The sequence below is a fragment of the Bradyrhizobium erythrophlei genome, assembly GCF_900142985.1.
In the GTDB taxonomy this organism is placed as follows: Bacteria; Pseudomonadota; Alphaproteobacteria; order Rhizobiales; family Xanthobacteraceae; genus Bradyrhizobium; species Bradyrhizobium erythrophlei_B.
In genome coordinates this window covers 5,869,078-5,895,650 of record NZ_LT670849.1, presented here as the reverse complement: position 1 = coordinate 5,895,650, position 26,573 = coordinate 5,869,078, and the positions used below count along the sequence as shown (strand labels likewise).

Below are 26,573 nucleotides of genomic sequence, written 5' to 3'. Positions count from 1 at the left end.
CGACGTGAGCCCACGGCTTTTTACTATAAGCTATCTTGCCGCAATCGCCGCCTGGTCGAGCTCGGGCTAAAGGCCGGCGCAGCGGATAGGCTTACTAACAAGCCCGGCCAGAAAGCGCGAGCCCAGGAGCTCGCCGCAAAAACGATCGATAGTATGATGGACCCTGCCGCGCCCTTAGAAGAAAGGGCACAGCGCCGCCGTCGCCTGACTAAGGGACCGTCTGAGTTTCGTGAGGACCGCGTCGACTTGCCGAAGGCGAAGACCAAGTGAAGGGCTGGAAATGGGCCGGAGATTTAAGGATTCAACTCTGCATCATCGTCGCTCTGATCTTTGTCATCTGGATGGTTTTGCAGCAGCAGTATTACTGAGCGCTCGCCGTCGATTAGGATCGGTCTGAAGGGCGGAGGGAAGTGAAGAGGCCGCTCAAAGAAAATGAGATCAGATACCTGTTGAGCAAGGCCTTGAGCCGACAGCGGCGTCGCGCTCACTCGCCAAGTGTACGTAACGCTCTGCATCTGAATCTCAATCGTGAACTTGACGAGGACGCACGCGGCGACAGCCTCAAATATTTTGCTGCCGTAATCGTTGTAGGTGCGCTGTTGTACACCGTCTGTAGTCGGATCGGATTGGGCTAGTCTGAGCCTGAAGGCTAAAGGAAAGTGATAACGTTTCTCCGAGAAGCTCTCTATCTCTGCTGCATAGCATTAGCTGTCTTGTGCGGAATCGCCGCAGTTACGATCGCTGTGGCAATCGCCTCAAATAAGCTTTCGGATCCGCAAGCCTGGATGGCAGTCGTGTTTTTTGCCGCTGTCGGCGCCGCATTCTGGATCGCGGCTCACGCGGCGGCGATCCGCGATGAGTGACCCGCCAGATAGAGCGGACCTAAGCCAAGAAACCGAGCCGTCGCTCGACGCTGGCTTTGACAGTTCCGATGGGCAATTTGCCCATTTGTTTCATCACCGGCCGATCGAAGAAACAAATGCGGCTTCGGGTGAAGCCAAATTCAGACCCGGACGACAAACGGCCGAAACCGACACGGCGCATGCTGAACCCATTGATCAAACAATGGGGTTCGATCATGCGCATCAAGGCCATTGCTTTCGTGACGATTGCCCTCCTTACAGCCAGCGCCGCCGTTGCGGCCGCGCAGCCATATAGCGTTTGTGAGATTCGACTTGGCGCGGACTGGCACTGCAGCCGCACCATGGTGGTTGTGACGACCTGCCAGCGCTCCTAAAGAAGTGGGCCGGAGAAGGCAAAACCCCCGCCGGCTTTTCGACCGACGGGGGCGTTCAGGTGGATGGCGCGAGGCGACGGATGAGCGGAACGCGGCAAGATAGTCATTTGAAGCCCTAACCGAGATGTACTCATTTGCGTTAAGAATCTATCCCCTTTCGAGAAAGCGCCACAACTGCGCCGTGACTCAGGATTTGGCTTTGCGGTCAGGTCTGTGGCTTGTACCGGGGGGAAACAATGAGGGTTCTTGCCGCGATACTTACCTTGCTAGTTTTAAGTGCTGCCGCCGCTCAAGAGTGCAAGACTTGCTCAATGGCCGATGCCTGCACAAAGGCATACTTTAAAGCTACGCTGGAAGCCCAAAGCGCCACTAAGCAGGCGATCCGGGATTGGAAACAGAATCTGGATAAAAAGGCCTCCGCAGAATTGTCCAACAGGGGCGCGCTCGCGTTGCAAGACGCCATGGAAACGCAAGTTCGTTCGGAGCTTGAACGCCTGAAGGAGTGCTTAGCCAAGATTAGGTAGCTGCCCGGAGCTGCCTGGTTAACCTTGATTAGTTTCCTTAAGACGCAGATCGCCTTGCGAACATCGGTCCCGAGAATGCAGCGTTCGCGGCGACGCTCCCGCACTAAGTGACGTCAAGGCGTTTGCCTTTTCCGACTCGCTAAATAAGTCCTTCCAGGACGGGGCGCATGCGAGGTGCTGCATGCAATTCAGTCGTGTAATTAATCCCGTCGGTGACATGCAAATCTGGAACGCAAGCGGCGACGGTTTTTCGTTTGTGATCAGTTACGAGAGCCGCAGCGGTCCTGGTCATGGTGCTCCGGGCTTTGTAGCATCTTGACGTCCACTTCATGATAACAGGGGCGCAGTCAAAGTTATCGGGTCACCTTTCAAGACATTCGAAGCGGCCGAGGAAGCCTGCGAAACAATGCTCGGATATTTGATAGAGAGGCATTAGTCGCAGTTTCACGAAGACTAGGTCGCCCGTTGTGTGAATTGGGGCACATCTTCCGGCAAGCGAATCGGCCTAACGTCGTGTTGCCGTAATCACGGCAACCTCCCTAAACTTGGCACCCGCCGCGAATGGCGGGCTTTTTTCGAAGTTCCTGGGCGTCCTTCGCGCGTGCAGTATTGCCTTCGACCGCAAACTCTCACGGCGTCGGCGTCGCTCACCTTAGCCCTCGGTTGGGGCCTTCTCGTCAGATCGCTTTTTGGGTCTGGTTATTGATTGAGGCAGAGACGGGAGAATGGGGAAATCCACTTGGGGAAATGCGCGCAACCGGTGTGACCGGCCTGCTGATCTATTGCAGCGATTACCGGTGCAGCCACCACATTGCGATCAGTGCGTGCTAAGTCCTGGGCCAACGAGGTCCGGCTATCCGACCTGGAGCCGCGGTTCGTCTGCAAGGCGTGCGGAAGGCGCGGCGCTGACATCAGGCCAAACTTTGCACCGGCCCGAATGGGGACGAGGGCCACCTAGCAATCACCAAGTTCCAGGGGCATATTGCGCCTATGAGAAAGGGCGACGTTCAATGCCCGCGGTGTAGTGCGGGATTTCGGCGGATCGAGCTGGTCTCTATGCGAGGGGAGCCGGACGAATATCGCTGCCCGGTCTGTGATGCTCGCCTAGAAAAGATGAGTGGAAATACCTACGTCGCATATCGCCTGACAGTGCCACCCGAAAGTGCGCTGAGCGCTAGGGACATGACCTTGTGAAGTACTGGGTTCTGAGCATCGTCTTCGTGATCGTCGCGGTGCTCGGCTTTGTAGGTCTGCTTGGCCTGCAGAAGATTGTCGGGTGAAGATGAAAAAACCCATCATCAAGCCGTCAGAGAACAAATGCCCGGAATGTATGGGCGCGGGCTATGTGTCGGCGAAACATCCGACGCGGCCGGGCGTGAAGACTTACACCGTCTGCAAAGAATGCAAAGGCAAGGGGCGCCTTGCCGCCGACTGAGGCGACCTTTTATGTAAGCACGATAATTAGCCCAATGCCGATCAGTAAGTTTATGCCGGCAATCGTCACGACAAGAAAAAAATCTGCCGGAAGTTGGTCTGCTCGCCGCGCGCTGAGGCGTCCGGGCATGGAGCGGTCCTTTGGTTAAGGACATCCTACAGCATCGACCTAATTGAGTCTGATCAAAACAGCTCAGCGGAGCTTACTTCGGCGGCTGTAATCCGGGGGACTTGGCCCACTCATCAATGTGGGAGGCGGTTTCAGCTTGCCGCGCCCTTTTGAGTAGGGCGTCTTTCTCTAGACCTGGCCGAAGCTCGGCAGCCTTGGCTTTCAGGTCCTCGGCAAAGTTTTTCAATCGATCTGGAAAGGTCAGAGTGTTCTTGAAACGGCGACGCTGCATCACACCACCTCGTGCTTACGGGTCCTAACCGCAGGGTTTGCACTTACGATCATAATATGCGGTCGGCCGCCGTTCAGTTCCTTAGTGCACACAAGGAGAATTAGGACGGCACTGTTGACGGTGTTGGCCCGGCCATTGGGATCGCCGCGAGGTGGCCCCTTTTTGATTTTCGAGAGTTACATTCCGCATGACCACTTGCCAGCGCTGTTTCGGAACTCGTTGGGTCTGCGAGGCCCATCCCCATATGGCGTGGGAAGGTGACTATGCCTGCGGGTGCGGCGCGCCTGGAATGCCGTGCCCGGTCTGCAACGCCACCGATGGAGTTGATCCGCCGAAGATGCCGGCCGGCTTTGAAACCGAGTTTGATCGGAGCTCCTGGTGGAATTAGCAGACGGCTCCGCACAGTCCTGGACGTGCATTGGCGGAGCCGCCAACGGCGGCACTGGAGGAGACACACTGTCCGCCGTCCATAAGCTTACGGGCGCAATCGCCTTAGGTTGCTAAGCTCGGATCACGATTGCGATTGTTCAAATCTGAACCGAGCCCTCTGAACGATTTTAGGAACACCCGTTACCCCAGCGAATTATCTCGGCGTGGAGAGAGGGTAGTAACTTAGGCCCCGCATTTGCGGGGCCTTTTCTTTGACTGCGTGTGCCGGCTTATCAATTACCGCCGCTCTGGCAGCGGCCGCCCGGCTTTGTTGAAGATGAGAGCGCATGATCCGCAAACCCCGCGATCTACCGCCCGGTGTAGCCAACGCCTTCGTCAAGGACATGAAGGCGTACTTCGCTGAAGAAGACCGGCACAAGCGCGATGAGATTGCACTGCGACAGCTGCACGTCCTTAGAGAACACCAAGGACCGCGCGAGCAAGCGCTTGGACTTTCCGACGTGAAAGCCATGTTCTTGCATATGAGAAATCACCCAAGAAAGTAGGACAATGAGGCTGTCCAACATTTTAGTATTTAATCGCTGAGGGATGATTAGGCTGAGAATGCCTGCGTCCCCTATGCCCCATTCAGCAGGCCAACGGCCTCGGTCTAGTCCACCGGGGCCGTTTTCTTTTGAGGCAGATTAGGGCAGTGCTATGGACGCTATTTGCGGACCCCTTAGTCAATCAGCATCCCGGCAAGAACGTGAGTAGCTTCCGCAACTAAATGATCCCAGGTGTGTTGAACCCTCGGTCGGGCTCCGACGACCACATTACAAAGACATCTGTTGGGCGAGGCGCGGTCATGTTCAAAATTGTTGGTGCCGTGATCTGGATCGTCGTTTTCGCAATGGTTCTGAGCAGTGTGTTTAGCAGCGAAAAGATCAACGCCGCTCCGCAGTCTGTGGGACAGCTTCATCACACTGGTAAGCTGCAGCATTAGATTTGCGATCCGCGTCGAGTTGAAAACGCGATACGCAACAAGGCTCAGGCAGCCCTGATGACCATGATGCCGGTGACTTGAGACGGCTGGACGTTGTTATGAGCACCGCCGCCTCCGGCATTCTGGATGGATATGCCGGTAGTATTTGTTCCCGTATTAGCTCCGACATTTCCGCCGAACGAGCCGCCACCGCCAACCGTGCCGGAGCCTGCCGAGAACTGGGAGTAGCTATGAGCATGACCGGGATCGGTTACACCATGATTGTGAGCAGGAATCTCTGGTGTGGTCAGTGTGTGGGTCTGCTGATCGAGCGAAGCGCCAATGGTCTGGCCATTGATCCCGCATCCACCGATCGTGATACGGGTGCCCGTACCGTCATAAGGCAACTGTATCCTGCCTTGGCTGTCGGGCACCGCAAAGGTGCTGATGCCGTTACCGCCGAATTTGCTGCCGAGCCGAGCTCCGAGGGCTGGGTACGTCGAGAAATTATAAATTGACCCATCGCAGATCACGGGATTGTACAGGCGGACACCCAAGCAGGAATTGCCGCGAGCCCAGCCCACATTGCCGTCTCGCCGATGCGGCCTAGGTTTACAAACCTCACGTTCGTACCGTCGTTGTAGACGTGCTGGACGTCTTGCTGATCGACGGCGATTATTTGCCCCGAGCCAATTGCGCGGAAGCCAAGGACGAATGCGCCCGTCGTCTGGTTGTCGATGATGTAATAACCAGGTATCGGCAGCGTGACCTGCACGCTCCCCGTCAGCGCTCCCGTGAACTTCAGGACGGCGTTTTGCGCTTGCGTCGGGCCCGCGCTTGGTGTCGATGTGAACCCGGAGGGTGACGTCAAGACAATCGGCGCATTGCTCGCGCTGATGGTGGTGACACCCTCGATCGCCACCATGTCGGGGTTGATGGCGTTGCTGCCCCAGAGTCCGGGTAAATCCCCGTTTCCCGGTATGAACAATCCGCCATTTACCGTTTGAGGTACTGTCACATTCGCTCGCGGCTGTTGCCGCCGTACGAACGCGCGTTCGCTTGGTGCGGTGTTGTGGAGCTGGCCGAGCGTCAGCCGCCCTTAATCGGTTGGCCTGCCTAGACGCTTGCCTGAGGATGGGGCCGGTAATCCGCGCAAGCTTAGCAGCGGCAGTATGGGAGCGTTCCCCGGGAATCAACGCCGAGCGGCGGTCGGCGGATAATCTGTGTGATGTACGTCGGAATTCAATCGATCGCAAGTTAGCAGCCGGAATAGACGCTGTGAGGATGAAGTCGTCACGTGCCCCGAACGGCTTCGAAGGATCGGCTAGCATTGAATGCGGGCGCAGATGGTTGCGATCGGGACCGGCCGGTGTCGAATCTGTCGAAAGGATTACTCGACCTCGTTTCGTCCCATGATGGCGCGGCCTGCGCACCGACTACCCGTTGTAAATCTGGCGCCATCGCAATCGCCGCTTCTCGTCCGCCAGGCGCCACGGCGGACACGGACAGCGCGTTGGCCACGCGCCGTAGGCCATTCATGATCCTTTGATTGCCCATCGCGATCCCAAGCCCCTGCTTTAGCTTCCGCGGATCATCAGATGTTAGAAGCTCCGCAACATTACGGGCAGTGCGGGCGTCAACTTTGCCGATCAGCTTACGGGCGCCCGCAGCCACTTCGGCGCCGAGCAATTTGCCCGCGCCAAGCCGTACGCCAATACCTGCACCAGTCGCTCCCGCTATTCGGAGAGGATCGAAGCCGCCTCTATAAGCTTCGTAGCCGCCCAGAGCGCCTCCAGCCAAGCCAGCCTCGATGAGCTGTCGCGCCGTAGTGGAATTTCCCATCGCCTTCCGCGCACCATCCATGATGGTTTCCAGCGTCATGCGCGCCTGAATCTTTGCCATGCCGGCCGGGCTGAAGACAGCTTCCGCTCGAGCCCGTTCATTCGGCGAGTTGAACATGGCCTTGGTGACGTCCCGCGTCTCGCTGATGTTGCTGATGACGCGATCAGCCCAGTCGGAGGCATAGCCTTCCTGAAACAGCTTGCGCTCGTCAGGCTTCATCTTGGACATGGCTTGCTGGATGACGGCGGGTTCTACCTTCTTGCCAGCCAACTTACGCCCGGCCTCAAGCGCGTTGTTTTCTCCAAAGAACTGCGATGCGAAACCGCGGGCGTTAGCGTAGGACGGGACTTGCTTGTCGAGTTCAGCACGCAGCGTATTCGACATATTCGAAATGACGGAGCCGCGACCCTTTTCACCGCTTCGGAAAGCGGCGCCAGCCATATCATCCAGTTCGCGTTTGACCGCATCCCAATATTGAAGGTTTGGATAGGTCGGGACGCCGTTGGGTCCCTTGGTAAATTTCACAATGCCATTTTCGACAGTCGCGCCCTGCCGCATCGCGCCGAGCCCTTCGGTGATGGCACGGTCTTTTCCGCTGGTGGAGGCGCGTCGCATGGCGTCGACAAAGGTCGGGCTGCCCATCAGTTGGTCGATCTGCTGGCCCTTTATTTCCTTGTCGCCTTCGTCGTATGCCTTTTTGTACAGAGGCTTGCGACCGGCGTCGTACGCCTTGACCAAATCGTCAGCCGTCTGACTGGCATTCGCCCCGCCAGGAATCAGGTCCCGCACCGTGTCAGCTACTCGTTCGCTCTGATCGAGGAAGCGGTTTTCGATCACCTGCTCGAGCATCGCCCGGCCCTCGGGACTCGTATTCGCCGCGGACCGCAGCAGCGCCTGCGTATTTCCCGCGCCGAGGTCTGCCAAGGTCACGGGTTCGCCAGCGTTACGCGCCGCAATCCATTCGCGCGGCGTCAGCTCCTTTGCAGTGCCGGCCGAGATCATCTCACTATCACGCTGAAGCGCAGTTGCGACTCGGCGAGCGGCTTCAGCTTCTGGATTCATCCAGCCGCGAACAGTGCTGACCATTGGCTGGATGTAAGTCCGTCCTGCCAGATTCAAAAGTTCGCCAGCCCCGGATCCGACGAACCCCGCGGCACCGCCGCCCAAGGCCCCAGACGCGCCGTTTTCGACGCGCTGACCGAGGTCCTCGCCCTCACCTGCTCCGGACAAGCCGCCGTATTCTGCACCCGTAACGGCCCCACGCGCTAAGCGGGAGCCAACACCAGCGCCGCGGACAAGCCCGGCCTCTGGAAGAACCGCCATCGCCGGTAGCGAACCAGCGAACTCGCCAGCGCCATAGGCGTAGGGATGATGCGCTTTGCCTTCCTTCTGCGCCTGTCGTTCAGCGTCGCGTGCTCGAGTGTAATCTTCCGAGGCTTGTGTCTCTCCAGTCAGCCATTGTTTGGCAAGCCGCCCTGCCCCGGCAAGCATCCGGGTTGGTACGGGTCCTACAAGGTCGGGAATGTCATGGCCGGCAACCTTCGGCGCAGCGGCATCCAAGCCCGCTAGCTCGTCTGAGAAACCAAATGTCGCACCAGACGCGGCACCGTGACCAAAGGCGTGCATCAGGCCTTGGTCACCAGAATCATGCGCGGCCTCAAACGGCTTGGTCGGATCGAAGGGCGGCGCACCCGTTGCCGTCGTTTCATTCCAAGACGGTACGCGGTCATATGGTTTCGACGGATCAAAAGGCGGGACTGAATCGAACCGGTCAAACGGATTTGGCGTCCCACCCTCAGCCATTCGGACGCGGCCACCACTCGCCCGGTACTGCGCCGGCATAACGGGCTTCGTGGTGTCGCCATGCGCTAACCAGTCTTTGAATTGCGCTACGGTCATTTCATGCAGAGCGCCCAAACGATCTTTGGCGCGGCCATCCGAAAACGCGGCCTCGTAAATTCGCTTTACTTGCCTAGGTGAGGCGAACCCGAAGAAGCATTTGTGTTCATCCCATTTGCCCGTATTCGCATCCATCTGGTCGACAACGTAGACCAACGGAGAGCGACAATGTGGCCCCAGGAAGCAGTCGAGTTGTTGGCCGTCCGCACCGCTCGTGCCGCGGACATAACCGTACGGCGCGGGCATCCGGACCTTCCAGCTTCCGTTCTTGGCCGATCGAATAGACCCGCGAGGGCTCTCAATCGACACCACGAGGCCGTGAATTCGGTATTTGCCTTTGCGATAGTTGCCGCAAGCAATCTGGGGCAGCGATGGGTTACGATCGATCTGCGCTTCAGCCGTTGCTAATGCCGTCATATCTACACCGCTCTTTTTTCACCGAGCGGCGTGCCGGCATTCTAAGGTCAAGACGCGCCCTGACCGATCAGATGCTTGATATTTAGCCCGCAACAGGCTTCGGGACAAGCCAGAGAACGATCGCATGCCGCCTGGCGGGGGCGACTTCGGTAGCGCGACTGAGACTCACGCAAGGGGCCAGTGCTCGGCACTACTGAGTGCGGCGCTATCGGTGGTACCGCGTGCAACTATCGGGATTCCGTCAAGCAGCAGGCTTGGTCGCAGGTACTCGTTCGGATGACCAAAGGATGAAAGTGTGATCTGCTTCGGCACGCCTGTCGGGCCGCCTGGCAGTGTAACCCGCATGATCCGCATTTCTCCACCGCCGTGTGAACCTGATTACATTTGCGCTCGTGATCCCAGCTATCGTTGGGATGCGTTCCCGTCGCACATGGGCGGAGTCGTGTGAAGCAGTACTCTAGGTAAGAACAGCTCGACATTCGGCATATGCATTTGGCGCACCAAGGCGCTAGCTGCAGGCCGAAGTCGATCGGAGCTTTGCGGACAGATGAGCCTTCGCACGTCGTCCAAATGTGGTATCGTCATGAGCCTGAACCATAGGTTCGCCATGACAGCTATTGCGGAATGGCTAGCATCGATCGGTTTGAGTGAGTACGCGGCGCGATTCGTCGAGAACGCTATTGACCTCTCGGTTCTTGACGATCTTACCGAGCAAGACCTTAAGGACCTTAGTGTCCCGCTGGGACACCGACGTAAGATTTTGCGCGCGATCCGTGAACTTAAAGGGGAAGCTTTTTCGGCTGCCCAATTGGGCACCACGCCCGCACCGCGCGAAGAGCCTCAGCGGCGTCAGATCACCGTCATGTTTTGCGATTTAGTAGGCTCCTCGGCGCTTTCGGCTCGCCTCGATCCCGAAGACCTGCGGGCGGTGATCGGCACCTATCTCGCCTGTCTTGCCGACGTTATCACCCAGAATGGGGGGGTCATCGCCCGCTACATGGGGGACGGCGTACTCGCCTATTTTGGATTCCCTCAGGCCCACGAAGATGATGCTGAGCAAGCGATACTCGCCGGGCTGGCGTCGGTGAACGCCGTCGCGAACCTCAAGACGCAGATCGGCACCGCGCTAACTGTCCGAGTTGGTATCGCTACCGGTACGGTGGTGGTCGGCGATTTGACCGGTGAAGGCTCTGCAAAGGAAGAGGCGGTCATTGGTGAAACGCCGAACTTAGCCGCACGTCTGCAAACGCTTGCCATGCCGGGCACAGTTCTAATCTGCGAGAGTACGCGCCGACTCACCGAAGGCAATTTCGAATATCGCAACGTTGGTCCGGCCATGCTCAAAGGATGGCCCGAACCATTACCCGCTTGGGAAGTGCTCGGCACCAGCGGGGTGGAAAGCCGCTTCGAGGCTCAGCACAAGAGCACATTGGCGCCTCCTATCGGACGCGACGAGGAGGTCGATCTCTTGTTACGTCGCTGGCACACCGCCAGAGATGGCGAGGGCAGCGCCGTGGTACTGACCGGAGAGCCTGGCATCGGAAAATCGCATATTGCGTTAGCGCTCGAAGAACGGCTCAAGGAAACTGGGAAGCACATAGCGATACATTTTTTCTGTTCGGCGCATCACACCAGTAGTGCGCTCTATCCATTCATCCGCCAACTCGAACGGGCTGCGGGATTCGAGCGAGCCGACTCGTCAGATACGAAATTCGCCAAGCTCAAAGCTTTGCTCGTTCAATCTGGCGCTCCCGCAGAGCAGATAGTGCCACCCCTGGCGAACCTGCTGTTGCTGCCTGCCGACGGCCGCTACCAGCTGCCGGAGCTCAGCCCCCAAAGACGCAAGGAGATCACGCTTACGGCGCTTTTGACGCAGCTAACGGCCCTCGCTGCCCGTCAGCCAGTATTCGTCGTCTTCGAGGATGCGCACTGGGCAGATCCGACATCACTTGAGCTGCTCACGCTGACATTGGAAAGAGTCCCGCAGCTTCGCGTGCTGGTGCTGATCACGGCGCGGCCGGAATTCATACCGCCCTGGCCGGGTCAGGCGCATGTGACGAGAGTTTCGCTCACCCGCCTAAACCGACGCAACGGTGCGGTGCTGGTCGAGCGCGTGACGGCCGGCAAGACCCTCCCTCCGGAGGTCATGGAGCAGATTCTTATCCGTACCGATGGTGTGCCCCTCTTCGTTGAGGAACTGACAAAGACGGTGCTCGAAACCGGATTATTGGAGGAGCGGAACGGTCAATACATCCTCAATCGCCCTCTGCCTCAGCTGGCGATTCCGACGACGCTGCATGCGTCTCTCGTGGCGAGGTTGGACCGGCTGGCTCCGGTGAGGGAGGTCGCTCAAATCGGTGCTGTGGTGGGTCGCGAGTTTTCTTATGAATTGCTGAGCATCGTTGCCGGATTGCCTAGAGAGCGACTTCGGGAGGCGCTTGCGCAGCTGGTTCAATCGGAGCTGATCTTTTGCCGGGGCGAAATACCACGGGCAGTCTACACGTTCAAACACGCGCTCGTGCGGGATGCGGCCTACTCGGGACTTCTGAGGAGCCGACGCGCAGGGTTGCATGCGATGATCGGGGAAGCCTTGGAGCAGCGTTTCCCCGAGATCGTGGAAGCGCAGCCCGAAACTGTCGCGCATCATTTCACCGAGGCGGGACTGTTCCAAAAGGCGGCAGGATATTGGCTGCAAGCCGGCAAGCGAGCCGCCATGCGCTCTGCCAACCTCGAAGCTATCGTGCATTTGGAGCGGGGTATCGGGGCGTCAGCCCACCTGGCTGATGATGCACAACGGGATAGGTTGGAGCTTGATTTCCAGGTCGCGCTAGGGCCCTGCCTGATCGCCGCTCATGGGCCCGCCTCCAATAAGGCGGTGGCGACCTTTGCGCGTGCGCGTGAGTTGTGCGACCGCCTCGGAGATCCCCCCGAGCAATTGCAAATCATGTTCTGGTTGACCACCGCGAGTGTCATTCGGGGTGAGTTGCCGGTGGCCCAGGAAACGATTGCAATCCTGCTTCAACTCGCCGAGACGCGCGGCGATCGGCCGGCATTGATAAACGCAACCCGCGGTCAGGCCATGATTCGGCTTTTCATGGGACGTCTCACCGATGCTCGTGAAGCCATCGAGCGCGCGGTTGCGGAGTTCGAAGCGAGTTCCGAGGATGAAAAGTTGGCCGCCCGAGCGGCTGGCCAGGATGCCGGCGTAGCCGATCTCGCCCTGATGTCATGGATTCTCTGGCTGCTCGGTTACTTCGATTCGGCAATCTCGAGTATCGATACATCCATCGAGCGTGCGGATGCGATCGGTCATCCTCATTCGCAAGCATACGCCTGCTATTATGCCTCCGTTCTCCATGCCCTGCGCGGCGAGATGTCGAGTGCGCAAAAATATGCAGAACGCTGTCGCAGCCTATCAGAGGAGCACGGATTCCAGCAGTGGCGTGGATTGGCGCAGGCCGTCCACGGTATATGCGCGACATTGCTTGACTCGTCGTCCCGCGGCGTCGAGGAGATCCGGGCTGCGATGGAGGAGTATCGTGGCGCGGGTTACCAGCTCGGGATTACAGCGCTGTATGTGCTGCTGTGTCCGGCGTTGCTGTTTTGCGAGGAATACGAAACTGCGCTCGCCTCGATCGAGCAGGGGTTCACGACGATGAGCCGCAACGGCGAACGGATCTTCGAGGCCGAGTTGTATCGACTGAAGGCACGCGCTTTGGTCCTCCGCGGTTCGCCGGAGGCCGCCGCCGAACTGCTCCAAAAGAGCCTGGCGGCGGCAAGAAGCCAGCGCGCCAAGGCTCTTGAACTTCGGGCGGCAACGGACCTTTCCGCGTTATGGATGAAGCAGGGCCGACGCGAAGATGCGCTGGAACTGCTTGTGCCCATTTACGGGTGGTTCACCGAAGGACTTGAGACGCACGATATCAGGCAGGCGAAGGTCGTGCTCGACCAGCTGCGGTGAACTCGACTAGAGCTGGCCCACATCGGGACGCGGGGTGAGCTTCTCGTAAAACTCACTTACCGCTGGAATTCCGAGGGCAAACGCTGGATATGGAACCGAGTTCTCGGGATGGTCACCCTTATCGTTCGGTTCGACTTTCTTCCCTTCCGCATCGACCCACCAGTGCATTTTCTGCGACAGTAGTGCCGGATCCATCTCAGGCTTGGCCTTGAGAATCGCTTTCTTCAACCGATTTTCGTCTATTTCCTTTTGTCTCAGATATTCGTTCCGCTGAGCTACCACTTTTCTGTCCTTCGCCGGGTTCTCGTTGATGAACCGTGCCGTTGGGATGTCTTTCGCAGACATCGGGCGGGCCGCCTCATACGCCGCTATTGCTTCCTTCGCTGCGGCTTTTCCCAACGCGCGCCCGTGGTCAAGGTTGCTGTGATTCCATTTGAAATTGATCTGCGCCGGCACATGGATCTCGACGACTGTACCCTTCCATTTGCAAGGTTCGTCGAACTTCACATGGTACTTGAACAGCTTGACGTCATCTTCGCCGACGCTCGCGGCAAAAAGTTGGCACAGATTGGCCAGGGAATCATGGAGGTTCTCGGGTTTCCGGACCTGCTTGGTATCAACGATCCTGCTGATCCAGATCTCGTCGAGATCATTGTGCTCCTCAAGCAGGCTCTGGAAATTGACCGTATCAACCAACGCGCCTTCGCAGTATGTCTTGCCATTCATTTCTACGGTTTCTTCGATGAAGGGTAGAGCCGAACAGGCGCATAATGTGGATGCGTCGATGCCACCCACGTATGCTTTATCCTTCATCTCCTTGTTGCAAAACAAGGCGAGCTTTTGGTCGTCGAGATTCCATGCGTTGTGAAAGATGGTAGGCTTTTTGTCGTCTGGATTTCTTTCCTTGAGTCTTTCGAAATGGATGTTCTTCATGAACTGGCTATCCGGATAATTGATCCTCGACAGGCCAGTAACATTGGAAAGATACATCATCGATGTCAGATAACGGATGACGGGATTTGGTGCCATCCACTGGTTCAGGATCCATTTGTTGATGTCTCCCTCGTCCAGTTTCTGAAACTTCTTCTTGTCGTCTTTGTCGGAAATCTGATCGAACAGAATCGCAAGGGAGTCCTGAAAAGAATCGGCAATCTTGTAGGGATCCCACAAGAGTTCGTTGTAATTGTTTGGGTCTCGGATGAACTTGCTCAGAGCCTTCCGCACATTGCCCCAATCCGCCCCGAATACGGTATTGATGGGGAAGCGCTCGTAGCTTTCGTCGTCACGAAATACACCATCCCTAAAGAACTGCGCCGTTTGTTCGGCTCTGTCCCGGGCGGTTTTGAATTTTTCCTGATCGATCTGGTTGTAGACGATACCCACCCAGGCGCCGATACAAGACAAGGCCCAAACGTCAAACTCTATCTCTGGATGCTCGGCAAGGGCCTCCAGAACTCCGATATGCAGACCCGCTGCCGGCCCACCACCACCAAGCGTAATTGCTCTTTTCAGCTTTCCGTTTGGCATTTGGAATCTCCTTACGCAGTATCGAACACGCTCCAATCAAATTTGAAACTTCGAAAAGAGCGGTAGACTAGTTTTTTTTGAACTAATTGTGAAGCGCTTGCCTGAGCGCTCAGGTTGCGCGATCGAATATGACAGCAGCGCTGACGCAAGAGAGTGACTAGCCGTTATGTCTGTGTTGTGGGCATTGCCGTTCGTGCATCCGATCGGGAAAAAAGACCTCGCGCGAAGGCGGCTGGTCCGTAGCGTCGTTCCGCGATGTCGCCCGTAAATCCGCTTTACCCTAACGAGGAGACGGAGGGCCCTAGAACCGGCACCGTGCCAAGCGGCGCTCGGCCTTCTAAGCGAGAGAAGATTTCTCGATGGATCAGCATGCGCCGCTCGTCGCGGTCGAGAGCACGCCACTTGTCGATTAACGGCCGGTAGCCTCAGGTGCAATGGAATGGCAGCTATGGGTCAATCGCGTCGCCCTGACGGTGCGCCGGACACTTCCGGTCTTCCCCTATAAACAGACATCGGAAGCAGCGGTCGGCATGTCTCAAAAGTGCCGATAGTGTTGCAAAAGTCGTTTTGCAGGAAATGCAAAATTTCTCAGGGCCGCTGGCGCGTTATTCGTGTAATGATCTGAGGGACCTCGTCGCCTTGCGACAAATTCGTCGGCGACTTCGGCAGCGCGACTGAGACTATGCGAATCATCGACCTCTTTGCGCTTCAGGTTTTCGCCAAAAATTTGGACCGCTGCAACTTTCGACTTTTGCAACACTATCTGCCAAGAGCAGACTTCTGCGGCCTGCGAAACGGACCTTTAGGCGTGATGAATTGATCGTGCGACTAGGCAAAGGCCATAGGTTCTTGGTAGCCTGACGCAAGACGTGTGCAGGGCGCGTCCTGTCCGCGGAAAGGGCTGCGCCCACCTGCCTATATCTGCGAGGCTCACTTTGTTGATGCCCCTCTTTCGCCTGTCATGCGGACCAGGCACATGAAGGAGGCAATCATGAATCTAGAACAGCAAAAGAAACAAGCCCGCGAACTCTTGCGCGCAATCCGGGCTGGAAGCGCTGACGCGCTTGCCCGGTTGCGAGATCAGCATCTCCGCTGGGTCGAGGTGGCGGATACAACCGCGCAGCGGGAAATAGCCTTGCATGATGCTCAGTTCGTCATTGCGAGGGAGCAGGGATTCGCAAGTTGGACAAAACTGAAGGCCTATGCAGAGCCTTCTCCCCACGCGCGTCACACACGCCTCTTTGTTGCCGACATGAAGTGGATCTCCGATCGGGTTCACGGCCTTTTACAAACTCGGAGTTCAGCAGGTCCGGCCGCGCTGGAACAGATTCGCGAATGGCATCCGCGCTTTGACGGCTGCTCAGATGAAGAAATTCGTCAAGCGCCGTTTACGGAAGCAGATGCCCAACTTGTCTATGCGCGGGAGCATGGCTTCAACTCCTGGGACGACCTGGCGCGCCGGGTGAACTTGCTAGCATCGGACTCAAGCGCAGAGGCGAGCGAACCCTTTCTCGCGGCCTTCGAGGCTCTGAAGGCCGGTGATATGGCGGCACTGAAAAGCTTACTGACAGGCAACCCACGGCTCGCACGAGACCGTGGCACGAATGGGAATACGCTCTTGAATCTGGCGGTAAGCATCGCCGCCCATGCGAAACCTGATGTGGGGTTGGCGCTAGTTGAATCTCTGCTTGCCGCCGGCGCCGATGTGAACGACGGAAATGACCGCGGCGCGACGCCGCTGCACCAAGCGGGCTACTCCAACCAATGTGCCATCGCCGCTGCATTGATCCAAAAAGGAGCGGATCCGGATTCAGAGGCGCATGGCTCGGGCGGAACCCCTCTAATCTTCGCCTTATTCTGGGGAAAACGAGAGGTAAGCGTTTTGCTTGGTCGCCGCTCCGTAGCGCCAGGAAACCTCAGGGCTTGTGCGGGACTGGGCAGCAAAGACTCGATGGAGCGTTGCTTCAGCGGAGAGACGACGCTGACATTCGAGGCCTGTGCGGCACGGGGATTTTACCGGCCGCATAGTGGGTTCCCGGATTGGCAACCCTCCACCGATCCGCAAGAGATCTTGGACGAGGCACTGGTTTGGGCCTGCAAGAGCGGTCGCACGGAGGTTCTTCCCCGGCTTCTCAGGGCCGGAGCGCGCCTGGATGCCAATCCCTATCGAGGAACTCCGCTCATCTGGGCCGCCTGGTGCAACCGCGTAGAAACAGCGATGTGGCTGATTGATCACGGCGCAATGGTCGATCATAATGCCACATTCGGCGGACCCAATCATGGCCAGGGCGTCACCGCGCTGCACATGGCGTCGCAGAACGGGCACGTTTCGATGGTGCAGCTACTCATCGAACGAGGCGCGGATCCGTCGATCACCGACGATCTGCATCATGGGAATGCCCAAGGGCATGCAAATTTCTTTGGACAAATCGCCGTTCGAGATTATCTGTGCTCCCGCGGCGAGACGCCATCTTCGCGCTCTAGCTGTGGAGCCTCAAGAGGTTGTCCTCGGTTAGACCGAGTCTGCTGATAGGCGTTTGAAATCGTATACCACCATGGGGCCTGTGCCAGTTGTATCGGTGCAGCCAGATCGGCAGCTCCTTGGCGCGCCGATCAGATGTGGGATAGGCATGGGCGTAAGCCCATTCCCTAAGTGCGGTCTGGATGAAGCGCTCGGCCTTGCCGTTTGTTTTTGGCGTGTAGGGCTTGGTGCGGATGTGCTTGAGGCCCAGGTCCCGGCACGCGTCACGGAAGGCGAAAGCCTTATAGCAACTTCCATTGTCTGTCATGACGCGCGTGACGGTGACGCCGAGGCTTTTGTAGTAAGCCACGGCCGCCTTGAGGAAGGGAACGGCGCTATCAGCCGTCTCGTCGGGCTTGATCTCGGAGAAAGCGACGCGGGAGTGATCGTCAATGCAGACGTGGACGAACTCCCAGCCGACGCCGCGGCTGTTGCTCTGGCCGGTTCGATCGCGGGTGATGCGGTGGCCGACACGCTCGAAACGCCCGAGCTTTTTGATGTCGATGTGAATGATCTCGCCTGGGTTCTCGCGTTCATAGCGGTGTTCCGGTTCGGCCGGCTCCAGATCGCGTATCCGGTTTAGTCCCAAGCGGCGAAGGATGCGGCTGACGGTGGCCGGCGAGATCCCGACCTCGGCTGCGATCTGCTTGCCGGTGTGGCGCCGGCGGCGCAAGGCCTCGACGGCCGTGCACGTGGCTGGCGGGGTTTGGCTTGGCGATGAAAGAGGTCTGGAGGAACGATCACGCAACCCTTCCACACCCTCCGCGCGGAACCGCTTGACCCATTTGGCAACCGTCTTCGGCGTCGTGTTGAACTGGAAAGCCGCGTCGGCCTTGTTCAGCCCGCCATCGACCACGCTTCGCACCATCACCTCTCGACCTTTGGGGGTCAAAGGCGCATTCTTGTGGACGTTCATCTGGTCTCTCCTTGGAACACTGAAGCTTCGCAACCTCAGCTTCCTCGGTTCAGACCAGATGGACAACCTCCTGAAAGACCAGATCTAGCTGACAGATAAAGAGCTATCGCTGAGTTTGCGCTCCGTCGTTGATGAAGAATAAACCGCCGCCATGCTTCGGAGCATGGCGGCGGTTTTGTCTGTCTTTTTGATCCGGCTATCGTCGGACAGGCGCTTTGCCGTCCCTGATGCTGCGGGTACGGATTTGAGTCTGCGAAATGTCGGGTTTGGGTCAACAGGCCAAATCGGCCCGCGTAACCAGCGCTTCTGCTTTTCTCCCGAAGGCAGACATTCGGCGGCTGGGCTGCCAAGTCCGCCTTGTGCCTAGCCGACACGTAGGCGCTCCGTCACCTGTTCAGCGGCTTGTCTCAATCCTTATGGTTCAGGCATGAAGGCGGCGCGCTGCGAGTCGTGAACTACGCCGCTGACGAGGCTTCGATCAGGGTCAAAGAGGATGTTAGCTCGGATATCCGATCGAGCTTCAAACCGGCCGCGCGAAAAAGCTCGGCAAATTCGCTCGTGGTCCGTTCACGCCCAGGAAGGAGGACGAGCATGTTGAGGTCGGAGAGCGCCGCCTCGCCCGCGTCCCCGTGCTCCGGGACGAGCCGCTCGACGAGAACAACGCGGCCATTGGGCCGCATTGCGCGAGCGCAGTTGCGCAAGATGGTTACGCTTTGCTGGTCATCCCAATCGTGAAGAATGATCTTTAGGATGTAGAGGTCGGCTTCCGGGACGCTATCGAAGAAATCACCCGCAACGGCCCGGCATCGCGATGACAGCCCTAGCTTAGTGAGTTCAGCTTCGGCGCGAGGCACCACGTCCGCGCGTTCGAGGATTGTGCCACGCAGCGCCGGATTTACCTTGAGCAAGGCGGCAATGATCGTCCCGGAAGCACCTCCGATGTCGACCACGTGGTTTTCCGCCGACGTGTCGAGCGCGCGCAAGCGCCCCGGCAACGCCGGCGGAATGATTGGCCATCGCGCCGGTGAACGCGCTGCCCTCGCTGGGGTTGGCTGCATAATAATCGAAGAGCTCATGACCGAGCGCCGCTGCCGCTTGCCGTTCGCCTTTCCTGATCGCTTCCGTCAACCGGCCCCATGGAAGCCAATGGCCTGGTGCCGTCATCGCGATAGCAAAATCGCGTACCGAATCCGGCACATCGGATCGCAGCAACTCGCCCGCTGGTGCGAGGCCGAACCGCCCGTCCGGCAACGCTGCGATAAGCCCCACGCTCACGGCGGCTCGCAGCAGCCGCAAGGTGGCACGCGGCTCACACTCGACCGCTTTGGCAAGGGCGCTGGGCTCGAGAGGACCGTGCGCAAGACGATCGGCGATTTCAAGTCGCGCCAGCGTTCCGACGATCTGGCTGACCCAATAGCCCCTGATCATTTGCGAAAGCTGTGCGGTGCCGAAATCGGCCATCGCGGTAATTCCTATCGTTTGATCAGGGGACACTCGCTGTCGGCCAAGGGTCGAAACACGTCTTCGCCACGGACGGTCCTGATGATTTTGACCAGGTCCCAGGGACCGGTCGACTCCGCCGGAGCCTTGATCTGGGTGAGGTACATGTCATGAACCATCCGACCGTCTTCGCGAAGGTAGCCACCGGTCGCAAACATGTCGTTGACCGGCGTCGCGCGCATCTTTGCGACGACGGCGACGGATTCGTCGGTTCCGCTGTCCTTGACCGCCTGCAAATAGTGGCGAACCGCCGAATAGGTGCCGGCCTGGATAGCCGTCGGCATCGCCCTGACACGGTCGAAGAAGCGCAAAGACCATGCCTTGGCCTCCGGCGATCTCTCGTAATGGAAGGCCATGAGCGCGAAGTTTCCCTGCCCGAGTTCGAGCCCGATTGCCTTGACCTCATCGATCATCAGCTGCAGCGGCATGACGCGCACGCCCGGCTTCGCCAGATGAAACTCCGCCGCCTGTTTGAGTATGTTAACCGTGTCTGCGCCCCCGGTCCCAAAGGCGATCACTGAGGCATTGCTTTGTTGTGCCTGCAGCAGAAACGAGCTGAAATCGGCGGTACCGAATGGCGCTCGAATATGGCCGACGGCGCCGCCGCCGAGTTTCTCGACGGCGGCAATCCCGTCACGCTCGAGTGCATGCCCGAACGCGAAGTCCGAGCTGATGAAGAACCATTTGTCCGCACCGGGGCCGAAAACGGCCTTCACAGAACCGGTCGCCGAACTGTAGGTATCCCACGTCCAGTGGATGCTCGTCGGCGCGCAAGCCTTGCCGGTAAAGTCCGAGGATCCAGCGCCCACCAAGACAATCTTGTTGCGAGTGCGTGCGAGCTCCACTATCGCAAATCCGACCGCGGAATTTGCGATGTCAGCGGCAACGTTGACGTGCTCGACATCAAACCATCGGCGCACGATCGCCGCACCGATGTCCGGTTTGTTTTGGTGATCCGCTGAGAGGATTTCGATGGGCCGGCCGCTGATGGAGAATCCAAACTCCTCCGCCGCCATACGAGCCGCCTCGACCGACCCACGACCGGTGGCGCTGGCAAGCGGCCCATTCATGTCAGTAATGACTCCGACCTTGATGGGCTGCTCGGAGATTTGTGAGTCCGCCGGCCCGGCTACTCCGACCGCGATCGCGAAATTCAGGCACAATGCGAGAGGAAGCCTCAATATGAACATTGCAAATCCCTCACCCAGCTTTAACGGATATTCTCCTCAACACCTCTTCAGTTCGCGAAAAACGGACATCGTCCGACCGACCACGTTGGTCCGGTTGATGCCAAAAGGCGACAACACGATCCTTGTTTGAGGACGATGGAGAGACCGTGTTGAGAGCCGTTGTGAAGAACTTAGTCATCCTTCTTCCAAATGAAGAACGCAGTGCATGCAATCCCTTCGGTGGTTTCCGCGAAACACATCTGTGTTGGGTACTCGGCATTTTCGACCGAGATCGGCACGCTAAAATCGTTATTTTTCCCTTCACTGTCCTGGCGAGCGACATGGAGAATGCCCCCTCCGTCAATCCAGTAGGTGCCTTGCATTGAGACCTGTAAAGTCGCCCGGGGTCCTGTTGCAAAGCCGTAGCTGCCCTCGCGATGCTGGACTTTGACTTCGAGGCAGCCAAGCGTCATCCATTCGTCGCGTTCCCAGTCGTGCCAAGCCCCTTTAAATCTACAGTCAGGTTCGGAATGCCGTTCGAAGTAGGCTGCTGTCATTGCGTCGGCGGGCAAGGCTTGGCTAATCTCTTTCCGAGCACTGTGGAAAGTCGCCGCCGCTAGTACGGTGAACCCGACGATCACCATCGTGGTGATGTAACGGATGATGCTGCCTTGTGCATTCATCCCCCAGCGCTCCTTGCGTCAGCGCGGTGCTTGGTCCCATTTCGTCAGAAAGGGCCGCTTCCTTATACCCGAATTCGCTGATGAACGGTGTGAACTGGGTCACAAAATGCCCTCTCGTTTGCAGACCCAGGCGCGCCGCCGAGCCTCTGTCTGGACTCACGTCGCTGGCGCGGTCGGACTTTGTCGGTTTAGTGCCAGGAACAGACAAAGGCATAAGGAGCCGACATGCGTCGGTCCACACGCTTCCACGCAAATAGCTACGTTCAATTGGTCGCGGCGTGTAATGGTACGACGAACGTAAAATGTGCGCCTTTACTAGATTTTTGTCTTATCAATTCGGCCCCGAGCTGACCTGCAAGCCCTAGAGCAATGCGAGTCCCCAGGCGCTTAGAGAGAGCTGGATCGAAGTCGGCGGGCAGTCCGATTCCGTCATCGCTGACCGAAATGGAGACTTTGTCGTCGCTTAGAACGAGTTGCAGGCGGATCACCCCTCCCGGGGAATCGGGATAGGCATGTCTACCGGCGTTCAAGATTAGCTCGTTGACAATCAATGCAACGAGAATGGCACGGTCTGCGGGGAACTCGATGTCGTTAGGTGTATCAAGTTGGACCTTGCATGGAGCAACTGCAGACTCCAGATCTTGGACGACTTCCTGCAGATAGGCGACCAAATCGACGTTCTCATAGTCGGCATTGTACGCGAGGCGATTGTAAGCGCGGCCGACTGCCAAGATTCGGGTAGATGCTTCCATGAGCCGTTCGCTCAATGCGGGATCATTAGCGGCATTCGCTTGTAGGTGAAGCATACTCGATACCACTTGAAGGCTGTTCTTGACACGGTGGTTGACTTCCTTGAGCAAGATTTGATGACGGTCCAATGCAGCTTGCAGTCTGCGCTGGTATTGCTGCTGCTCAATTGCCATACCGAGGATATTTGCGGCACCTTGCAGGAAGGCGATGTCATGCTCGCCGAACTCACCTTCAGCTTGACTGTCGACTTCAAGCACTCCGAATGGCAAGCCATCGCCTTGTAGTATGACATTCATGGCACGGCGAATCCCGTGTTCGGCGAGTAATTCCGGAGTTCGAAATCGTTCTTCATTTTCGAGATGATTGGAAATCACGGGCTTACCGGTCCGGAGGGCGTAACCGGCCGGCGAATCCAAATCGGCTCCGACGGTCGCGTTGCCAACCACACCCTCACCCCAGCCAACGCCAGCGCGGACTAGCAAACGCTTGTCTGCCGGAATGTACTCCATGATTTTGCAATATTCGGCATCAAGGCCTTCGGCCGTCATCCGCGCGGTGTGATTGAGCAGATCAGTGAAGCTCGTGCGCTGGAGGGCTAGGACCCCAAGTTCGGCGAGCAACTCCTGCTGCCGAATACGTAGTCGGAGTGCACGCCCGGTCAAATCCTCGGGTTCTTTGCCTGGTTTCCCCTCAACTACCGGTTCGTCTGTGTCGGGTGCTGGGCTCATACCGCTTGATAGCATGCGCGGCACCAAAACTCGCCGGGGAACTTATACGCTGAGGATCGATCCTCAGCCTTCTAATTGGGCTTCCCCGACTGCCCTGATGTCCGTTGCGGGTCAAAAAGCAGACCTTACGCTCGGCATGAATTAGGTCGGCTCTTACCTAGACAGCGGACATGGCGTTCGTGCTTCGAATGTTATGGAATTATTGCACTCTATTCTCACGAGCCGCTGCCACGGCCGTCGTGGCCTTCAGATTATTTAATTCATTTCTCATAAACCTCCTCACGTTCATTCGACCAAGCTCATCTCGCGGGCTTGGGGGAGAAGTCGGCTTGGCGGCTGGAGGTAGTCATGCACGACCTTGCCCAGCCCGAGCGTCAGGTCGGCAAGGATGTGGATCGCGGACACGATCTCGAGAACCGGTAGTTCGGCGGCGGGTGCCAAAGCGTGGGGCGATAGGTGTAGCGCCGCAGGTCCAGTCCACGCGCCCTTCAGCGTGACCTCCTCGAGATGATATTCGACCAATTCGCAGATGCGTGGCGTGCCGTCGACGTGCGGAATGATCTTGAGCAGGAAGTTCGGTGCCGCAAGCGACGCTCTGAGTTGCGACAGATCGGCTTGACTGTGCTTGTAGCCCATCGTGCCGGTGGCAACCCGAATCGGTCCGTAATCCAGGGTGCCGACCAGCGTGTCGACTTCGGTCCGCAGCGTCGGCTGCGCCAGCTTTTTCGGAAAACCCCAGAGCTCGCGACCGCCAGCGATCGGCCCCTCGTCATTGAGGAACATGGTACTGGCCGCCTTTGATCGCGAAATCTCGCGCAAAAACGGAAATCGCCGCCCATCTGGACGAGTGGGCCAATTCGTCAGGATTGCAGCCGCCGAAGTAGTTTAGTCGATCCGGAGGCTCTGTCCGTCATCGACCCAGATGCGCTGACCGCAACTGCAACGATAAAGCTCGACCGTCCGACCCGTGTTGGGATCTAGAAGCCGGACCTTAGCGTCCACGAAAGCCGTGCACGCAGGACACAGAGGCAGCGTAGCCGCCGTTGCTGGCCTCGGTACTTTTTCCTGATGTTCCACGACGTCGCGCCCTCCAGAGCCAAGTCGCAAGCAATGTCCAAAAGTGAGCTTCGCTTTTCTGATTCGCAATTCTGCGCGCGATGATTATTTTGAGGCGAAAAGGTAAATTAATCAGACCCTAACCAAAATTCATAACCACGATTCAACATCCAATCTGTATCTCTCTTTTAGAGGGAAAGCAGATGACCAAGGGGCAATCAAGGCTGTTGCACGCGAATGCGATGAGCGAGTTCGCGCGCACTGGCTGAGTGCTCGCCATTCGACGCTCTCAATTAGGATTGAGCGATGGCCTATGGAGACCGCAAGAGTGATCGTGTTCAGTTCGAACGGGGTATTCCAGTCTACCTGATGGGGATTGACGGAACCTGGCGTCGGGAATGCAAGATGATCGACGTGTCGCAGACCGGTGCGCGTTTACATATTGAGGGTTCTCTCGAGGGACTCGATCTCAAGGAGTTTTTCCTTCTTCTGTCATCAACCGGTCTCGCGTATCGGCGTTGTCAGCTGGTGCGTGTTGATGGTGATCAACTCGGCGTCGAATTTCTGGCTCGCGACACGCTCAAAAGGAAAGCGAGGAAGCGGTCCGACCAAATCGATTGAGCCCGATTCTTGGCGAGCATCAATTTCCGAAACGGGTCATTCGCGTCGTTCTGACCGTCTGCCAGCCACTTCCGATCCACCCCGCTGAACAGACATCGTCAGACCGACCCAGCTGGTCCGTTTCGTGCCAGCCTCGGAAGTGAGGGGTCCTATTCGATCACCTCGTCGGCACGGGCAAGCAACGATGAGGGAATAGTAAGGCCGAGCGCCGCGGCCGTCCTCAGATTGAGCACGAGATCAAACTTGGTTGCCTGCTGGATCGGCAACTCTCCCGCCTTATCGCCTCGCAAAATACGATCCACATATGACGCGGCCTGCCCAAACAAATCGACCAGATCGCCGCCATACGACATGAGTCCGCCCTCCTTCGCAAAAATGGTCAAGGGATAGATCGCCGGGAGGCCTTGCTGTCTTGCTGATGCGATGATGGACTTGCGATTGATGGTGTTGAAGGTGTCCGGCAATATCAACAGAGCGCCCCCCGGAAGAAGAGACAAGTTGTTTATTCCTTCTTCAATCTCGCTAACGCTCCTTAGTCCGATAGGAACAGCGGCAAACCCGAAAGATGGCGCTACTTCCTGAATTATCCGGTTGTACCGGAGCCATGATGGATGCTCGACATTTTGGATGAAACCAACCCGTGTGGTCCGGGGCGCCAGCTCTCTCAGGAGATCGAGCCATTTGGTGCTCATTACGTGTTCAGAGCTCGCGAACCCGGTGATGTTCCCGCCCGGACGGGCCACACTCGCAACAAAGCCATCTTCAACAGGATCGGTGAACTGAACGAAAACGATAGGCATGGAACGTGTAGCCTTTTTTGCTGCCGCCAAAGCGGCGGGACTATTTGTGAAAATTACATCGACCCTTTTGTTCATCACCTCCGCAACCGACTCGTCACCACGCTTGTTGCTGTTCACGTTCCAATAGTATTCAAGCTCGATATTGTTGTTTTCGGTCCATCCCAACTTCTGAAGTCTTTCGCGAAGTGCCTTGTTTCTGGCCTGCCCCTCTGCATCGGTCTCAGCAAGGCCCATAAGGATGGCGACGCGCTTGATCGCGGAGGCCCGTTGCCCCCTCGCCGCGAGCGGCCAAGCCGCAGCCGCGCCGCCAATGAGCTTGATTAAGTCGCGTCGCTTCATGCCGACCCTCGGATCGGAACGCGGTAGTCTATCCGTCCAAGTCCGCTATCTGGAAGACGTTAGATACCGCCCAGTGAGATATCTTTGGTGACCGCCAATGTCTGGTTCGGGTCATTAGCGGAAGTCGGCGACCGCCCTGTCCCGCGTCTGCTTTGCTACCGGAAGCGGACATGGCGAACAGCAAGCCGGAGGTCGGCAAAGGGCAGGAGCCGACGCAGACCTGCCACGACTATCGGGTAATGTCGCAGAAACGGCGCATCAGCCGCAGAAGCTGTCCCATTTTGGACTCAGATTTGCCCGCGACTCAATCGAGCCTATTACGGAACAGCGCGGGTAATTTCATTGAAATAGGGGGCCCCCAATGGGTGCGCCACATGACGAGCCGCTCGATTTGTCGCGGCTACTTGAGGAGCCTGCGCCAGGTTCTAATAGTGGGGAGCGGGGTAGAGCGACGGATAATGGAATCTTAGCGCTACTAGAGGCGAATGCCCGCCTTCGTGCGCTTGCAATTCAACTATCAAACCTCGTTGGCGACCTCCCCGCGCCGACAGAGGTAAGAAAGCCCTTTGTATTCGCAGACGGGCCAGTATCGGACCCACCAAATCTTGTCCTGGTCCGCGGCACCGACAGTTAGCTCACAGCGGCAACCTTCTTCGAATACATGAAGACGCCACCGCACGATTTACCCAATTGGCGCTCGTACAATTGGATTTTGGCGGCCGTCCGCTCGTTGGACGCAACGCCGATCACTAGCGGAATCTCGAGTTCGTCCGAGCACCGTTTCGCAAACTGGATCATGTCCTTTGCGTTCGTGGAGCGCCGATACCGCGGGCGGACGAAGTTCAGCAGTTCTTCCAAGCAAAAGTCATTGGAATTCCAATATTGCGATATCTGCAG

At 57.7% G+C, this 26,573-nt stretch carries 18 protein-coding genes and 2 pseudogenes; 7 read left to right on the top strand and 13 right to left on the bottom strand.

What is annotated here, in order from left to right; all coding sequences use genetic code 11:
* Window positions 1–931 precede the first annotated feature (931 nt).
* The 3 genes from BUA38_RS28175 (at window position 932) to BUA38_RS37190 (ending at window position 3,196) form a co-directional block, all read left to right on the top strand.
* Window positions 932–1,237: a hypothetical protein gene (locus BUA38_RS28175; protein ID WP_072823120.1), complete on the top strand. Its 306-nt coding sequence runs from the start codon at window positions 932–934 to the stop codon at window positions 1,235–1,237.
* Window positions 1,238–1,473: 236 nt separating this feature from the next.
* Window positions 1,474–1,761 (top strand): hypothetical protein, encoded by a 288-nt coding sequence (locus tag BUA38_RS28170; protein WP_072826493.1) that lies wholly within the window; start codon window positions 1,474–1,476, stop codon window positions 1,759–1,761.
* 1,276 nt (window positions 1,762–3,037) lie between these two features.
* Window positions 3,038–3,196 (top strand): zinc finger domain-containing protein, encoded by a 159-nt coding sequence (locus BUA38_RS37190; RefSeq protein WP_172806109.1) that lies wholly within the window; start codon window positions 3,038–3,040, stop codon window positions 3,194–3,196.
* A 202-nt stretch (window positions 3,197–3,398) separates the two neighbouring features.
* Here BUA38_RS37190 and BUA38_RS28155 read toward each other — a convergent pair whose 3' ends face one another.
* Window positions 3,399–3,596, bottom strand: a complete 198-nt coding sequence (locus BUA38_RS28155; RefSeq protein WP_072823116.1) for a hypothetical protein — start codon at window positions 3,594–3,596, stop codon at window positions 3,399–3,401.
* 716 nt (window positions 3,597–4,312) lie between these two features.
* Between BUA38_RS28155 and BUA38_RS28150 the strand changes: the two genes are divergently transcribed.
* Entirely contained in the window at window positions 4,313–4,531 is a 219-nt protein-coding gene (locus tag BUA38_RS28150; RefSeq protein WP_244553074.1) for a hypothetical protein, read from the top strand.
* Window positions 4,532–5,012: 481 nt separating this feature from the next.
* Here the strand turns inward: BUA38_RS28150 and BUA38_RS37700 are convergent, their stop codons facing one another.
* The 3 genes from BUA38_RS37700 to BUA38_RS28135 form a co-directional block, all read right to left on the bottom strand.
* Complete coding sequence (locus tag BUA38_RS37700) at window positions 5,013–5,504, bottom strand: phage tail protein (protein WP_172806108.1); 492 nt, start codon at window positions 5,502–5,504, stop codon at window positions 5,013–5,015.
* Window positions 5,477–5,935: a hypothetical protein gene (locus BUA38_RS37695; RefSeq protein WP_172806107.1), complete on the bottom strand. Its 459-nt coding sequence runs from the start codon at window positions 5,933–5,935 to the stop codon at window positions 5,477–5,479. Before BUA38_RS37695 ends, BUA38_RS37700 begins: the two co-directional genes overlap by 28 nt.
* 305 nt (window positions 5,936–6,240) lie before the next feature.
* Window positions 6,241–9,105, bottom strand: coding sequence for a hypothetical protein (locus BUA38_RS28135; RefSeq protein ID WP_156898774.1), 2,865 nt, complete (start codon window positions 9,103–9,105; stop codon window positions 6,241–6,243).
* Between the two features lie 547 nt (window positions 9,106–9,652).
* Here BUA38_RS28135 and BUA38_RS28130 point away from each other — a divergent pair.
* Window positions 9,653–13,066 (top strand): AAA family ATPase, encoded by a 3,414-nt coding sequence (locus BUA38_RS28130; protein WP_244553073.1) that lies wholly within the window; start codon window positions 9,653–9,655, stop codon window positions 13,064–13,066.
* A 6-nt stretch (window positions 13,067–13,072) separates the two neighbouring features.
* On the opposite strand, the gene BUA38_RS28125 is transcribed toward BUA38_RS28130, so the two are convergent.
* Window positions 13,073–14,593 carry a patatin-like phospholipase family protein gene (locus BUA38_RS28125; RefSeq protein WP_072823109.1) on the bottom strand — a complete coding sequence of 507 codons (1,521 nt, stop codon included), beginning with the start codon at window positions 14,591–14,593 and terminating at the stop codon, window positions 13,073–13,075.
* A gap of 976 nt (window positions 14,594–15,569) precedes the next feature.
* On the opposite strand from BUA38_RS28125, the gene BUA38_RS28120 reads away from it, so the two are divergent.
* Entirely contained in the window at window positions 15,570–17,123 is a 1,554-nt protein-coding gene (locus BUA38_RS28120) for an ankyrin repeat domain-containing protein (protein ID WP_172806106.1), read from the top strand.
* Here BUA38_RS28120 and BUA38_RS28115 read toward each other — a convergent pair.
* The 7 genes and pseudogenes from BUA38_RS28115 to BUA38_RS28090 all read right to left on the bottom strand — a co-directional run.
* Window positions 17,074–18,030 carry an IS481 family transposase gene (locus BUA38_RS28115; protein WP_072823104.1) on the bottom strand — a complete coding sequence of 319 codons (957 nt, stop codon included), beginning with the start codon at window positions 18,028–18,030 and terminating at the stop codon, window positions 17,074–17,076. The genes BUA38_RS28120 and BUA38_RS28115 overlap by 50 nt on opposite strands.
* A 455-nt stretch (window positions 18,031–18,485) precedes the next feature.
* Window positions 18,486–19,013, bottom strand: coding sequence for a methyltransferase (locus BUA38_RS36345; protein ID WP_244553072.1), 528 nt, complete (start codon window positions 19,011–19,013; stop codon window positions 18,486–18,488).
* Window positions 19,014–19,248: 235 nt separating this feature from the next.
* Window positions 19,249–19,491: pseudogene (locus tag BUA38_RS38860) on the bottom strand (methyltransferase family protein); the annotation flags it as partial.
* A gap of 11 nt (window positions 19,492–19,502) precedes the next feature.
* Window positions 19,503–20,720 (bottom strand): ABC transporter substrate-binding protein, encoded by a 1,218-nt coding sequence (locus tag BUA38_RS28105; protein ID WP_072823102.1) that lies wholly within the window; start codon window positions 20,718–20,720, stop codon window positions 19,503–19,505.
* Window positions 20,721–20,890: 170 nt separating this feature from the next.
* Window positions 20,891–21,382, bottom strand: a complete 492-nt coding sequence (locus BUA38_RS28100) for a hypothetical protein (protein ID WP_156898772.1) — start codon at window positions 21,380–21,382, stop codon at window positions 20,891–20,893.
* A gap of 263 nt (window positions 21,383–21,645) precedes the next feature.
* Complete coding sequence (locus tag BUA38_RS28095) at window positions 21,646–22,752, bottom strand: sensor histidine kinase (RefSeq protein ID WP_244553071.1); 1,107 nt, start codon at window positions 22,750–22,752, stop codon at window positions 21,646–21,648.
* Window positions 22,753–23,145: 393 nt separating this feature from the next.
* Window positions 23,146–23,646 (bottom strand): annotated as a pseudogene (locus tag BUA38_RS28090) (acetoacetate decarboxylase); the annotation flags it as partial.
* A gap of 576 nt (window positions 23,647–24,222) precedes the next feature.
* Between BUA38_RS28090 and BUA38_RS28085 the strand changes: the two are divergent.
* Complete coding sequence (locus BUA38_RS28085; RefSeq protein WP_072823095.1) at window positions 24,223–24,537, top strand: PilZ domain-containing protein; 315 nt, start codon at window positions 24,223–24,225, stop codon at window positions 24,535–24,537.
* 149 nt (window positions 24,538–24,686) lie between these two features.
* On the opposite strand, the gene BUA38_RS28080 is transcribed toward BUA38_RS28085, so the two are convergent.
* Entirely contained in the window at window positions 24,687–25,676 is a 990-nt protein-coding gene (locus BUA38_RS28080) for an ABC transporter substrate-binding protein (protein ID WP_072823093.1), read from the bottom strand.
* Window positions 25,677–26,573 lie beyond the last annotated feature (897 nt).